Consider the following 13608-nt stretch of genomic DNA (forward strand, 5'->3'; position numbering starts at 1 on the left):
CCGGTCAGGATCGGGGGCCCAGTCGGCCGGAGCAGCGCTGGTCCGGCGGGGTGACCGGTCGGCGGGGCATCATCCAGTCCAGGGCGGTCTCCTCCACCGGCCAGCCGTGCACGCTGACCACGCTGAACGGGACCCGGGCGGCCTCGGAGCAGAGGGTCTGCGTCCGGACCCGGCTGTTGGGCAGGAACCGGACCACGCCGCCCCGGTCGAGTACGACCGTCGAGGTGTCGGTCACCGTGATCAGGTGTCCGAGCACGACGCCGGCCGCTGGGCCGGTCTCCGTCGACGCGACCTCGATCGCGGCGGTGGGCAGGACGGGCACCCGCAGGAACACCGCCCCCATCACCAGCGGGAGCGCCGCGGCGACGGTGTACGCCAGCCCGTGGGTCAGGGCCGGGGCGGCCCGGCGGGGGAGCGGGCCGGTGAGCACGCCGGCGGCGGCCGGTGGTACGGCCAGCAGGGCCACGGTGCTCCACTCGTCCGCGCGGACCGCCGCCCAGATGGCCGGCCCCAGCACGGCGTACGTCACCACGGCCGCCGCCACCGGCAGCGCCACGCCGACCAGCATGATCCGCAGCGGACGGTCAGGGTACAGGTACCGGGTGCGCAGGGCGAGCAGCCAGAGGGCGAGCATCAGCAGGGCCGGGAGGAACCGCAGCTGCCAGGTGAGCGCGGCCAGTGACACCGCGGCGGTGAGCACCCAGCCCGGGGTACGGGCCGTGCCGGAGGCGAGCAGCGAGCGCTCCGGGTCGAACTGCTCCGGCGCGCTCAGCCGCAGCAGCCGGCCGAGCACCCCGACCACCAGCACGCCCAGCGGCACCGCTCAGACCAGCGCGATGAGCAGGGCACTGAGCAGCCCGAGTGGACTGACGTACTGCACCAGCAGCAGCATCGTCGAACTGTCCTGCCGGCTGAGCTGCCACAGCCGCAGCACCAGCAGCAGGACGGGGAACGCCGGGACGAGCGTCAGCAGCCACTGCTGCGCCTGCCGCGCCCCTGCCGTCCGGCGCGGGCGGCCGTCCGTACCGGGGCCACCGGCGGTCCGGGGTGACCCGGCAGCGGTAGCGCGAACCTCTCCCACGGCCACTGCCGTACCTCCACCTTCCTCGGCTCGGGCTGCTGCTCCTCGGCGACCGACTGCGGCCGGTTGAACGGCTGCTGCCAGCGGAGGTTGTCGTCGTACGCCTCCTCCCAGACCTTGTTCTCGTCGTCCTTGGCGGACGCGTGCAGGGCGAGGTCGACCAGGTCACGCAGGGCCGTGTTGGGGCCGGTGTTGACGCCCCACCGCTCCTGCGGGGACGAGCCGATGTCCCAGTGCCGCAGGGGCTTGACGTTCTTCAGGGTGGTGGGAAAGGCGTCCCGGTCCTGACTGGAGGTCACGAAGCCGGCCAGGATCGCCGCGTCGGTGGTGACCGCGTCGGTGCGCCCGTCGTACAACTCCTGGACGCACTCGCTGATCTTGTTCCGGCCGTACGCCTCGGCGCCCACGTCGCGCAGCCGGTTCTGCGAGGTCGAGGTGGTCAGCGTGCACACCCGCCGCCCACGCAGGTCCTCCAGGCTGCTGACCGGGCCGGGCTCGTCGGCCAGGGTGACCACCGACTGTTCGGTGTGCAGGTACGGCGCGGAGAAGGTGGCGCCCTCCCGGGTCCGTTCGTCGGTGACGCTGTACGAGGCGATCACCATGTCGACGGTGACGAACCGGTCGTTGTAGGGGGCCTGTCGCCGGGCCCGGTCCTCGCTCTCGATCGGCAGCAGCACCACCTTGCTGCGGTCGAAGTCCAGATAGCTGGCGATCATGTAGGCGATGTCGATGTCGAAGCCCCGCCAGCCGCCCCCGGGCAGCTGCAACGCGATGCCGGGCTGGTCGTCCTTGACCCCGATGAGCAGCTCCCGCTTGCCCTTCATACCGGCCCGCTCCATGAGCTCGTCGCGGGTCGGGGGCCCGGTGTCGAGCACGACGGGGACCAGGGCCACCGCCAGTACGGTCAGCACGACCGTCAACGCCACCAGCCGGAGTTGTCGCGATCGGTTGCTCGACGGGGCGGTCGTCGTCGCCGCGCTCGGCTCAGTCTCCTGACTCAAGCTCGTTCCTCCCGCTGCCGCACCGGTGACCGGCCCTCCATTGTGGGGTCTGCGGGTGCGGTGCGGACAACTGCGGGCCAGGGTCGCCACAGGCGGGTATCCGACTCTCGTCCCAACGGCCGAGGTGGGGTCGGTGGTCCCGTGGTGTGGGCGGCGCGGTGCGCTGTGGTACCAGCAGGAGCTGGCGGAGGGCCGGCAGCCGACGCCGGACATGAGCGCGCGGCGCCGTTCCGAACCCCGCTGCGGGGTCGTCACGTCGCCGCGCTCTGGCCGTCTCCCACCGTCGCAGCCTGCGGCGGTACGCCAGCGGGGACCTGGCTCGACCGACTCTGGCGTGCTGCGCCGGTCAGTCTGCATCATGCCCCTTCCGGGAAGCCGCAAACCTGACCGCTGTGGAAAAGTCCTCCATTCGGAGGTAGCGGCGTGACCAGGGTCGACACCGGGTATGGGCAGGACATGGAGCACTACACGATCGCGACCGTCGCCGAGCGGAGCCCCGACTTCCGCCGGGTCCTGTGGACCGGACAGCAGACCCAGCTGGTGATCATGACGATCCCGCCGGGTGGGGAGATCGGCGAGGAGGTCCACGAGGACACCGACCAGATCCTGACCTTCGTCAGCGGCACCGGTGAGGCCCGGGTCGCGGACGAGAAGAAGGCCGTGAACCAGGGCGACCTGGTGGTCGTACCGGCCGGCACGAAGCACAACTTCGTCAACACCGGCCCGAACCCGCTGGTGCTGTACACCGTCTACGGCCCGCCCGAGCACGCCGACCAGGTCGTGCACCGGACCAAGGAGGAGGCCGACGAGATGGAGGCCGCCGGCAAGGACGAGCCGCCGACCGCGCGCCAGTAGTCCCCGCGCCGGTCGGAGGCGGCGGATCGGGGTCTGAAAGGTGCGGATCGGGGTACGCCGGGCAGGTGGACCGGCCGGCGATCTCCGACTACGGATTCCTCTCCGACTGCCGTTCCGGCGCACTGGTCGGCCGGGACGGCTCGGTCGACTGGTGGTGCCCCGACCGGTTCGACTCGCCCGCCGTGTTCGGGCGGATCCTCGACGACGCGGCGGGCCGGTGGCGGCTCGCCCCGGTCGGCACCGGCCGGGTGGAGCGGGCGTACCTGCCCGACACCCTGGTGCTGCGGACCGTGCACCACACGCCAGAGGGGAGCGTCGCGGTCACCGACGCGCTCGCCGCCGAGCCCGGAGCCCGGGCGCACCAGCTGGGGCAGAACTCCCCGGCGGTGCTGCTCCGGGTGGTCGAGGGGCTCAGCGGGCGGGTCCCGATGCGCCTCGACCTCACCCCCCGGCCCGAGTACGGGCTGCTCACGCCGTATCTGCGGAAGCTGCCGGACGGCACGGTACGGGCCGAGGCCGGCCCGGTCGCCCTGGCGCTGCGGGGTGGCGTACCACTGCACGTCGAACGGGACCGGGTCCGGGCGGACTTCGCGGTCTCCGCCGGCGACCGGCTCGGCTTCGACCTGGCGTACGCCCCGGTGTACGGCGGGATCCCCGCGCGCCTCGACCCGGTCGACGCACTCGCCGACACGGTCCTCGCCTGGCAGGCGTTCCGGGAGTCGCACCGTTACCAGGGCCGCCACGCCGGGCTGGTACGGCACAGCGCGACGGTGCTCCAGGGGCTGACGTACACCCGCAGTGGCGCGGTCGCCGCCGCCCTCACCACCTCCCTGCCCGAGCGGCTCGGCGGGGACCGCAACTACGACTACCGCTACTCGTGGCTGCGCGACTTCGCGATGACCCTGCACGCCCTCTGGGTGGCGGCCTGCCCGGACGAGGCGTCCCGCCTCTTCGCCTGGGCGTCCCGGTCGATCGGCCAGCTCGGCGACGATCCGGTGCCGGTGCTCTTCGGCCTGGAGGGGGAGCGTGGCCTGGCCGAGCACGAGATCACCCACCTGCGCGGGTACGCCGACAGCCGGCCGGTGCGGCTGGGCAACGACGCCTGGCGGCAGCGTCAGCTGGACGTGCCCGGCGAGGTGGTCTCGGCGGTCTGGCGGCTGCACGAGTACCTCGGTGAGCGGCTCGACGACGAGCTGCGGGAGACGGTGGTCGGTCTGACCGAGCAGGTGGCCGCGACCTGGCGGCTGCCGGACCGGGGAATGTGGGAGACCCGGGAGGAGGAGCACCACTACCTCTCCTCCAAGGCGCTCTGCTGGGTGACCATGCGGCTCGCGGTGGAGCTGGCCCCCCAGCTCGGGGACCGGGCCGACCCGGTGCGCTGGCGGGCGGTGCGCGACGAGATCCGCGCGACGGTCCTGGAGCGGGGCTGGAACGAGCGGATCGGCGCGTACACCGGCGCGTTCGGCTCCGACGAACTCGACGCCTCCGCGCTCTACCTGCCGGTGGTGGGTTTCCTGCCCGCCACCGACCCCCGGATGCGGGCCACCGTCGCGGCGGTGGAGCGGGAACTGGCCACTCCGGACGGGCTGGTCCGGCGCTGGTCGACCGACCCGGGCGGGTTCCTGCTCTGCTCGTTCTGGCTGGTGCAGTGCCTCGTCCTGGCCGGCGAGCGGGAGCGGGCCGAGGCGCTCTTCACCCGGGTGGCCGGGCACGCCAACGACGTCGGGCTCCTCCCGGAGCAGGTCGACCCGGTCACCGGTGGGATGCTCGGCAACTTCCCGCAGGCGCTCTCGCACATCGGCCTGATCAGCGCGGCCTGGGAGCTGACCGAACCGGGCGGCGACTGACCCGGCAGGCAGCGCTACCACCCCGGCGGAGCTTCAGTGTGCGTCGACGCTCCGCCAGTGCGGGCTGCGCCGGCCGGGCTCGTACGTCGCGTCCAACCGCTTCGCCAGCACGCCCGGCAGCCCCTGCGCCCGGGCGGTGGCCAGGGTCTCCGCGCCCGCACCGGGGAACCAGGGCGTGGTCTGCCAGTGCGGTCCGCCCAGGGCGAGCCCGTCCAGCAGCTCCCGGCGCTGCGCGTACGGCACGTCCACGCTGGACACCCCGTCGAGCCAGAGCAGGTCGACGACGAGGTACTGGCCGGCGGGGTCGACGCGTCCGGCCCGCGCCGGACGGGGCGGGCGCACCCGACCGGCGGCGTCGATGTCGACCAGGATCCCGTCCAGCACCACCTCGGTCGGGGCCAGCGCCTCGGCCATGTCCCGCAGCCAGGGGTACGCCGCCGTGACGTCCCGCTCCCCGTCGGAGTCCGTCGGGGCGAGCAGCCGCAGCCGGCCGCCGGAGACGTACGCCAGCGCGCGTACCCCGTCCCAGCGCATCTCGTACCCCCAGGCGGCCCCGTCCGCCGGCAGCCTCCCGGTGGCCGTCGGGCGCATCGGCGCGATCCGTTCCGGCATGCTCACCCAGCCCGCCGGCGCCGGGTCGGTGCGCCGGACCATCCAGTCGCGGTCCGTGCCGCCGGTGGCGAAGAGCACGTACCGGCCGGCGGTGCGTTCACCGGACAGTCGGACGACCACCTCGTCGTCGCGCCACTTCTCGCACCGGTACGTGCCCCGGTCGTGGATGGTCATCCGACCGCCGCCGTACCCGCCGGCCGGGATCTCGCCCTGGAAGTCGAGGTACTCGATCGGATGGTCCTCGGTGTGCACGGCCAGGTGGTTGCGGCCGGGCTCGCGGGGCAGCCCACGCGGCACGGCCCAGGAGACCAGCACGCCGTCGCGCTCCAGGCGCAGGTCCCAGTGCAGGCTGCGGGCGTGGTGCTGCTGGATCACGAACCGGCCCCGCCCGTCGCCCGGGTCCGGCCCTCGGGGCGAGCGTCGCGGCACCGGCTCCGGGGTCCGTCCGGCGTCGCGTTTGCGCCGGTACTCGCGTAGCCGGTCCGCCATGGGGACATTGTCCGCGAATCCGGACGCCTCCGCAGCGGCATGGGACCGGAGCAGGTGGGTACGCGGACCGGTATGAGTACGTCCGACCCACCCATCGTCGTCCTGCCCCACGGCGTCCGGATGCCGTTGCTCGGCTTCGGCACCTGGCAGGCGTCCGGCCAGTCCGCCTACGACGCCGTGCGGACCGCCCTCGCCGCCGGCTACCGGCACGTCGACACCGCCACCATGTACGGCAACGAGAAGGAGGTGGGACGGGCGATCCGGGACAGCGGGCTGCACCGGGACGACGTCTTCGTCACCACCAAGATCCCCTCGGACGGGGTGGGGCGCGAACGGCACGTCCTGGAGGCCAGCCTGGCCGCCCTCGAGACCGGCCACGTCGACCTGTGGTTGATCCACTGGCCCCCGGCCGCTCCGGGCGACAGCGTGCGGATGTGGCGGCAGGTACTCAAGGCGCGCGACGACGGCCTGACCCGTGCCGTCGGGGTGAGCAACTACTCGACCGCGCAGCTCGACGAGTTGATCCAGGCGACGGCGGAGGCCCCCGCGGTCAACCAGATCCGCTGGGGCCCGATGCTGTACGACGCCCGGCGGCACGCCGAACACCGGGAACGCGGGGTCGTGCTGGAGGGGTACAGCCCGTTCAAGACCACCGACCTCACCGACCCGGTACTGACCGGGGTCGCCGAGGCGCACGGCGTCAGCGCGGCCCAGGTGGTGCTGCGCTGGCACCTCGACCACGGGATCGTGGTCATCCCCAAGTCGGTCACGCCGGCCCGGATCCGGGCCAACGCCGACATCTTCGACTTCGCGCTGACGCCCGAGGAACGGACCACGATCGACGCCCTGGCCGGCCCCGGGGATTCCGGCGACAGGCGGAACGCACCGACCGACTTCATCGTCTAGGTCGGCGTTCCCCGCCGGTCGGTCCGCTCGCCGGGGTCCGTCCACCGGTCCTGCCGCCGGAACGCCGGGTACGTCAGGTACGGGTGCAGGTGGTGCCGTTGAGGGTGAAGCCGTTCGGCGCGGAGTAGCTGCCGCTCATCGACGCCTGGTGGCCGAAGGTGACCGAGGCGCCGGGGGAGATGGTGCCGTTGTAGCTGAGGTTCCGCGCGGTCACCGTGCTGCCGTTCTGGGTCACCGTGGCGTTCCACGAGCCGGTGATCTGCTGCCCGGCCGGGAGCTGGTACGCCAGCGTCCAGCCGTCGACCGTGCCGGAGCCGGTGTTGGTGACGGTCACCTCGGCGGTGTAGCCGTTGTTCCAGACGTTCGTCGGGGCGTACCGGACCGCGCAGGCGGCCCCGCCCGGCGGCGGGGTGGTCGGGTTGGTGCCGCCTCCGTTGACGCTGGCCGAGAAGGAGTTCACCGCCAGGCCGACGCCGCCGGACCAGGGCTCGAAGCCGGCCTGGATGCTGGTCAGGTACCAGGAGTTGGTGATCGCACCGCGGTTGCGGACGTCGGCGATGAAGTCGAGCACGCTGAAGCTCAGGCTGCTGATCGCCGACGGCGCGACGTACGAGATCACGTTGTTGGCGCCGTTGCTCCCCTGCCAGACCTCCCAGGTGCGCCCGGCCAGGGTGGTGGTGCCGACCCGGGAGCCGATCGGCTGGATCGGGCCCTGCCGGTTGAGCCAGATCATGATCTCCATCTGGTTCACCCCGTCCCGCTTGGGCGTCGGGTCCAGCCAGATGTCGTACGAGGCGTTGTAGGTGGCCCCGCTGACGTAGGTGTACTGGATGCTGCTGGTCGCGCTGCTGATCTGGCTCACCTGCATCGGCAGCGTGGTGCCGGGGGAGCAGTTGGTGTAGTGGCAGCCGTAGAACACCGACGGGTACGCCGTCGGCGCGCCGTTGGTCGGGTTGCTGCCGTCCTGCCGGGTGATCGAGAAGCCGGTGCCGGTGACGTTGATGCACTGCTGGGCGCTGGTGCCCCAGCGGTTGTTCTGCACCACGTACCGGTTCTGGATGACGGTCGAGCCGTACTGCTCGCAGATCTGGGTGTCGGCGGACGCGCTGCCGCCGAGGCTGACCCCGACGATCGCGCCGGCCGCGAGGAGGCCGGCCGCCAGGGTGGCACGGAGGAGGGTACGGGTCATGGTGTTCGCTGCTCCTTGGACTCGGCGTGGGGGCACCGGACGGTCCCGAGGTGGGTCGGGAGCGCTCCCATGTTTAGTTGACACATTTACATGTCTGAAAAGACGGCGCAACCGGACCGCTCCGGTTCGTGCGCCCTGGGTCCACCCGCCTCAGTCGAAGGGGAGATCCTGCGCCATCCGATCGGATCTTCCCTGGGTCGGTTGCGGGGAGTAGTCTCTTGCCTTCAACGCGTGCCGCTCCCCTCGGAGGCGTACACCAGCATGGGTGGATCCCCCCTGCGCATTCTCGTCGTCGGCGCGGGCATCGCCGGGCTCGCGGTGGCCCGGGCCCTGCGAATGGCGGGATACCGCCCGGACGTCACCGAGCGACGGGCCGGCACGGAACCGCCCGACAGTGGCCTCTACCTCCCCGGTAACGCCGCCCGCGCACTGCGCCGGCTCGACCTCGACCTGCCTGTCCGCCCACTCGGGCAGGTGATCCACCGACAGCGGTTCCTCGACGCCGCCGGCAGCGAACTCTGCGAGGTCGACCTGACCCGGCTCTGGGCCGGGGTCGGCGAGTGCCGGGCCCTGCCCCGCAGCGACCTGCACCGCGTCCTGCTCACCGGGGCCGGCGGGGCGGTCCACCACGGGACCGAGGTGCGCACCCTCGACCTCGCGGCCGACGCGGTCACCGTCACCTTCGGAGACGGCACCGTCACCGAGTACGACCTGGTGATCGGTGCGGACGGCCCCCGGTCCGGCGTGCGCACGCTCGCCGCGCTCGGCGGTCCGGCCCGTCCGGCCGGGCAGATCGTCTACCGGGGGATGGTCCGGGGCGGGCCACCGGTGGCCGAGTGGACCGCCCTGCTCGGCCAGCGCGCCGGGTTCGTGGTCATGCCGGTCGGCGGGGGACGGCTCTACTGCTACGCCGACGAGGTCGGCACCACGCCGCCGGCCGACCCGCTGGCCCGACTGCGCGAGGTGTTCGGCTCCTACGGCGGTCCGGTGCCCCGGGTGCTCGACGCCCTGGACCGGGTGCACGTCGGGCCCACCGACGAGGTCGAGCTGGGCCGGTGGTCCCGGGGGCGGGTGGTGCTGGTCGGCGACGCCGCGCACGCCACCGCGCCGACGCTGGCCCAGGGGGCGGCGATGGCACTGGAGGACGCGGTGGTGCTCGCCGAGTCGCTGCACGCCGCCGGCAGCGTGGAGTCGGCGCTGGTGGCGTACGAGAGCCGCCGCCGGCCGCGTACCAAGTGGGTGCGGGACCGCACCCGCGACCGCGACCGGACCCGGGACGTCCCCCCGGCGCTGCGCGACCCGCTGCTGCGCGGCCGGGGCGGGCGCATCTTCCAGGAGCACTACCGGCTGTTGGTCGATCCGCTGTGAGCCCGGACCAGCCGACGGCTGCAGGGCGTGTCCGACCACCCGGCGCGGCGTGTCGACCTGCCGGGGACTATCCTTCCTTCGGACTACGGCTCGCAATTACCAGCGCGTGCCGAGGGGGACGAACGAGAACCGGAGGCCACTCGTGACCACCGTCGCACCCAAGCCGGTCGTGACCCGGCCCTGGCCGGTCCGAGAGCCGGTGAAGGGCTCGGCCATCGCGCGGATGCTGCGTACCACGGACGCGAAGCAGATCGGGATCATGTATATGGTCACCGCTTTCGTGTTCTTCATGATCGGTGGCCTGATGGCCCTGATCCTCCGCGCCGAGCTGGCCCGTCCCGGCATGCAGTTCCTCTCGCCGGAGCAGTACAACCAGCTCTTCACCATGCACGGCACGGTGATGCTGCTCTTCTTCGCGACGCCGATCGTGTTCGCCTTCGCGAACTACGTGGTGCCGCTGCAGATCGGTGCCCCGGACGTCTCGTTCCCCCGGCTGAACAGCTTCGCCTACTGGCTCTTCCTGTTCGGCGGGACGATGGCCGTGGCCGGCTTCCTGACCCCCGGTGGCGCGGCCGACTTCGGCTGGACGGCGTACACGCCGCTGAGCACCGAGGCCCACTCCCCGGGCATCGGCGCCAACATGTGGGTGGTCGGCCTGGCCATCTCCGGTCTCGGCTCCATCCTCGGCGCGGTCAACCTGATCACCACGATCCTGACCCTGCGCGCGCCCGGCATGACCATGTTCCGGATGCCGATCTTCACCTGGAACATGCTGGTCACCAGCCTCCTGGTGATCCTGGTCTTCCCGCTGCTCGCCGCCGCGCTCTTCGCGCTCGCCGCCGACCGCATCCTCGGCGCGCACGTGTTCAGCCCCGACACCGGCGGCCCGATGCTGTGGCAGCACCTCTTCTGGTTCTTCGGCCACCCCGAGGTGTACATCATCGCGCTGCCGTTCTTCGGCATCATCACCGAGATCATCCCGGTCTTCTCCCGCAAGCCGATCTTCGGCTACAAGGGTCTGGTCGGCGCGACGATCGCCATCGCCGGCCTGTCGATGAGCGTGTGGGCGCACCACATGTTCGCCACCGGTCAGGTGCTGCTGCCGTTCTTCAGCTTCCTGAGCTTCCTGATCGCCGTGCCGACCGGTATGAAGTTCTTCAACTGGATCGGCACCATGTGGCGGGGCCAGGTCAGCTTCGAGACGCCGATGCTCTTCGCGCTCGGCTTCCTGGTCACCTTCCTCTTCGGTGGTCTGACCGGTGTGCTGCTGGCCAGCCCGCCGCTCGACTTCCACCTGCACGACTCGTACTTCGTGGTGGCCCACTTCCACTACGTGCTCTTCGGCACGATCGTGTTCGCGGTCTTCGGCGGCATCTACTTCTGGTTCCCGAAGATGTTCGGCCGGATGCTCGACGAGCGCCTCGGCAAGGTGCACTTCTGGCTGACGACGATCGGCTTCCACACCACCTTCCTGGTGCAGCACTGGCTCGGCAACGAGGGCATGCCCCGGCGGTACGCCGACTACCTGCCCAGCGACGGCTTCACCACGCTGAACATGATCTCGACCATCGGTGCGTTCATCACCGGTATCTCGACCCTGCCGTTCATCTACAACTGCTGGAAGTCGTACAAGACCGGTCCGGTGGTCGAGGTGAACGACCCGTGGGGCCACGGCAACTCGCTGGAGTGGGCGACGAGCTGCCCGCCGCCGCTGCGGAACTTCGACCGGATGCCACGGATCCGCTCCGAGCGGCCGGCGTTCGACGAGAAGTTCCCCGAGCTGGCCGCCGGCCAGTCGCTGGCCGGGCCGCCCGAGGGTGGTGCCAAGCCGCTGACCAGCGAGTCCGACGGTGGAGCCACCTACCAGGAGGACACCGCCAGCGACCTCGACCGGAAGAACTGACCGGCGAGCCCACGCACGGCACGTACGACGGGCGCCGCACCCCGACCGGGGTGCGGCGCCCGTCGCGTTGTGCGCCGTGGCGGTGCCGCCTTTTCAGCGCGCGCTGCCGTGTCGGGTGTTTGCAGGGGCCCCCTCCTCGACAGAAAGCGGTAACAGGGGACCCCTGCTACCACCTCACCCCTGCTACCACCTCACCCCTGCTACCACCTCACCCCTGCTACCACCTCACCCCTGCTACCACCTCACCTGGGGCCAGCAGCCGGGGGGAGCAGTGTCTCGTCGAGGTAGCAGTACGCCCACTCCTCGCCCGGTTCGGCCGAGGCCATGATCGGGTGGTCCTGGTCCTGCTGGTGCCGGGAAGCGTGCCGCTCGGGTGAGGAGTCGCAACAGCCGACGTGCCCGCAGGTGAGGCAGGTACGCAGGTGCACCCAGGAGGTGCCGGCGCGCAGGCAGTCCTCGCAGCCGGGGGCGGACGGCAGTACCGGCTGGATCGTGCTGGTGTGCGGGCAGGCTGTTTCCGGGTCGGGGCGGAACGTGACGATCCGGTCCACGTCGACCCGGGTACGGCCCGGTCGCCGCGCCTCGGCGGCGGCGAACCGGTTGGCGGCACCCGGCAGCGCGTCCAGCACGGTCCGACTCAGCGAGGTGTTCCCGGCCCGGTCGTTCCGGACGACCGTGTCGATGCCGGCGGCGACCAGCTCCGCAAGGTCGGTGGCGGTGTCGAAACGGACCACGATCCGAGCCTCGGGCGACAGGGTACGGACCACCGAGGCGATCCGGCGCGCGTCCTCCGGCTCGTCCTCCGGGATCACCACCACCCGGGCCGCCACCACGCCCGCCTGGTCGAGAATGTGCCGCCGGGTCGAGTCGCCCCGGAGCACCCGGTGCCCGTCGGCCTCCGCCTCGGCGGCCCCGTCCGGGTTGAGGGTGACGACGACCAGCGGGACATCGGCGGCGGCCAGTTCGGCGGCGAGGGCGCGGGTGGCCGCGCCGTACCCGCTGATCACCACGTGGTCCTGCGGGCCGGAAGCGGCGTCGGGGGCCTCTGCCGGCGCGGGCCGGGCCGGGGCGGGTCCGCCGTGGCGCTCGACCGCCATGCCGAGCCGGCGGCCCCCGCTGCCCAGCCACGGGGTGGCGACCATCAGCAGCACGGTGGCCGCGATGAACGCCTGGGTGCCGTCCTCGCCGAGCCCGGCGGGGGTGAGACCGGCCTCGCGTCCCACCTTCTCCAGCACGAAGGAGAACTCGCCGACCTGCACGATCAGCAGGGACAGTGCCACCACGACCGCCGGCCGGACCCGGAGCACCACGGCCGACACGGCGGTGGCGAGCCCCTTGACCAGCACGACGCCGAGCACGGCGGCCAGCACCAGGGGCAGGTTGGTGGCGAGGAAGCCCAGGTCGAGCAGCATGCCGACGGAGACGAAGAAGGTCGCCGAGAAGAGGATCTGCAACGGCAGGATCTCGCCGAGCGCGTGTTCGGAGTGCCGGCTCTCGCTGACCACCATGCCGGCGAGGAACGCCCCGAGCGACACGCTCACCCCGGCCAGGCTGGTCAGGTACGCGGTGCCGAAGCAGATCGCGATCACCGCGAGCAGGAACACCTCGGGCGAGCAGGCCCGGGCGACCGTCTCCAGCAGTCGGGGCATCACCCAGCGGGCGACCACCAGCACCAGCGCGACGACCGCCACCGCCGTACCGAGGGCCGTCGCGATGTCCAGCGCGGAGCCGCCCCCGTCGCCCAGCATCGGCACGACCAGCACCATCACCACGATGGCCAGGTCCTGGAAGATCAGGTACGCCAGCGCGGTGCGCCCGGTGGCGCTCTGCGTCTCGCCCCGGCTGGCCAGCAGCCGCAGCACGATCGCGGTCGAGGAGAGCGAGACCAGGAACCCGGTGAAGACCCCCACCTGCCAGGACACCCCGAACAGGGCGAGCGCCCCGACGGCGACGCCGACGGTCAACAGCACCTGGAGGCCACCGCCGATCACGATCAGCCGCCACATCGCGGCCAGCCTGCCCAGCGAGAACTCGATGCCGATGGTGAACAGGAGCAGGATCACCCCGACCTCGGCCGCCACGTCGACGGCCTGCTGGCTGCGGACCAGCCCGAGGGCGTGCGGACCGATGGCCACCCCGGCCAGCAGGAACCCGACGATCGGCACGATCCGCAGCCGGGTGGACAGATAGCCGATCACCGCCGCGGCGAGCATCAACGCGACGATCTCGGCGAGGAACGCCGGTGGTCCGCCGCCCGCTTCGGAGGCCAGGAGCTGCTGCATTGGCCGAATGCTAGTTCGGCGGAGGCCCAATGCCGAGGGCCACGAGGTCCGGCCCCCCGCGCCGGGGCGTCCGGG

At 72.1% G+C, this 13608-nt stretch carries 10 protein-coding genes; 5 read left to right on the forward strand and 5 right to left on the reverse strand.

All coding sequences use genetic code 11. The annotated features are described in order from the left end of the window. Positions 1–4: 4 nt before the first annotated feature. Together IGA62_RS18465 and IGA62_RS18470 are read right to left on the reverse strand one after the other, a co-directional pair. Positions 5–820: a hypothetical protein gene (locus IGA62_RS18465; RefSeq protein ID WP_232624687.1), complete on the reverse strand. Its 816-nt coding sequence runs from the start codon at positions 818–820 to the stop codon at positions 5–7. 146 nt (positions 821–966) lie between these two features. Continuing rightward, positions 967–2082 (reverse strand): transporter substrate-binding domain-containing protein, encoded by a 1116-nt coding sequence (locus IGA62_RS18470; protein WP_232624688.1) that lies wholly within the window; start codon positions 2080–2082, stop codon positions 967–969. Between the two features lie 456 nt (positions 2083–2538). Here IGA62_RS18470 and IGA62_RS18475 point away from each other — a divergent pair, with 456 nt between their 5' ends. Both IGA62_RS18475 and IGA62_RS18480 read left to right on the forward strand, forming a co-directional pair. After that, positions 2539–2937, forward strand: coding sequence for a cupin domain-containing protein (locus IGA62_RS18475; protein ID WP_145822147.1), 399 nt, complete (start codon positions 2539–2541; stop codon positions 2935–2937). A 65-nt stretch (positions 2938–3002) separates the two neighbouring features. Continuing rightward, the gene (locus tag IGA62_RS18480; RefSeq protein WP_145819585.1) at positions 3003–4784 is read left to right on the forward strand and encodes a glycoside hydrolase family 15 protein; all 1782 of its coding nucleotides are present in this window, start codon (positions 3003–3005) and stop codon (positions 4782–4784) included. Between the two features lie 33 nt (positions 4785–4817). Here the strand turns inward: IGA62_RS18480 and IGA62_RS18485 are convergent, their stop codons facing one another. After that, positions 4818–5885, reverse strand: a complete 1068-nt coding sequence (locus IGA62_RS18485) for a DNA polymerase ligase N-terminal domain-containing protein (RefSeq protein WP_145819584.1) — start codon at positions 5883–5885, stop codon at positions 4818–4820. A 72-nt stretch (positions 5886–5957) separates the two neighbouring features. Between IGA62_RS18485 and IGA62_RS18490 the strand changes: the two genes are divergently transcribed. Beyond that, positions 5958–6791, forward strand: a complete 834-nt coding sequence (locus tag IGA62_RS18490; protein ID WP_232624689.1) for an aldo/keto reductase — start codon at positions 5958–5960, stop codon at positions 6789–6791. A gap of 73 nt (positions 6792–6864) precedes the next feature. Here the strand turns inward: IGA62_RS18490 and IGA62_RS18495 are convergent, their stop codons facing one another. Then, a complete protein-coding gene (locus IGA62_RS18495; RefSeq protein ID WP_145819583.1) occupies positions 6865–7980 on the reverse strand; it encodes a GH12 family glycosyl hydrolase domain-containing protein in 1116 nt (371 codons plus the stop codon). A gap of 261 nt (positions 7981–8241) precedes the next feature. Here IGA62_RS18495 and IGA62_RS18500 point away from each other — a divergent pair, with 261 nt between their 5' ends. Beyond that, positions 8242–9348: an FAD-dependent monooxygenase gene (locus IGA62_RS18500; RefSeq protein ID WP_145822145.1), complete on the forward strand. Its 1107-nt coding sequence runs from the start codon at positions 8242–8244 to the stop codon at positions 9346–9348. 142 nt (positions 9349–9490) lie between these two features. Then, complete coding sequence (ctaD, locus tag IGA62_RS18505) at positions 9491–11251, forward strand: aa3-type cytochrome oxidase subunit I (RefSeq protein WP_145819582.1); 1761 nt, start codon at positions 9491–9493, stop codon at positions 11249–11251. Positions 11252–11493: 242 nt separating this feature from the next. Here ctaD and IGA62_RS18510 read toward each other — a convergent pair whose 3' ends face one another. After that, a complete protein-coding gene (locus tag IGA62_RS18510; RefSeq protein WP_145819581.1) occupies positions 11494–13533 on the reverse strand; it encodes a cation:proton antiporter domain-containing protein in 2040 nt (679 codons plus the stop codon). Positions 13534–13608: the final 75 nt, after the last annotated feature.

The organism is Micromonospora sagamiensis (assembly GCF_014680085.1).
Taxonomy (GTDB): Bacteria; Actinomycetota; Actinomycetes; order Mycobacteriales; family Micromonosporaceae; genus Micromonospora; species Micromonospora inyonensis.

Excerpts from the sequence above, each read along its gene's own strand:
- IGA62_RS18510 (WP_145819581.1), bottom strand. The coding sequence starts at position 13,533 with ATGCAGCAGCTCCTGGCCTCCGAAGCGGGCGGCGGACCACCGGCGTTC.
- IGA62_RS18495 (WP_145819583.1), bottom strand. The coding sequence starts at position 7,980 with ATGACCCGTACCCTCCTCCGTGCCACCCTGGCGGCCGGCCTCCTCGCG.
- IGA62_RS18500 (WP_145822145.1), top strand. The coding sequence starts at position 8,242 with ATGGGTGGATCCCCCCTGCGCATTCTCGTCGTCGGCGCGGGCATCGCC.
- IGA62_RS18490 (WP_232624689.1), top strand. The coding sequence starts at position 5,958 with ATGAGTACGTCCGACCCACCCATCGTCGTCCTGCCCCACGGCGTCCGG.
- IGA62_RS18485 (WP_145819584.1), bottom strand. The coding sequence starts at position 5,885 with ATGGCGGACCGGCTACGCGAGTACCGGCGCAAACGCGACGCCGGACGG.
- IGA62_RS18475 (WP_145822147.1), top strand. The coding sequence starts at position 2,539 with ATGGAGCACTACACGATCGCGACCGTCGCCGAGCGGAGCCCCGACTTC.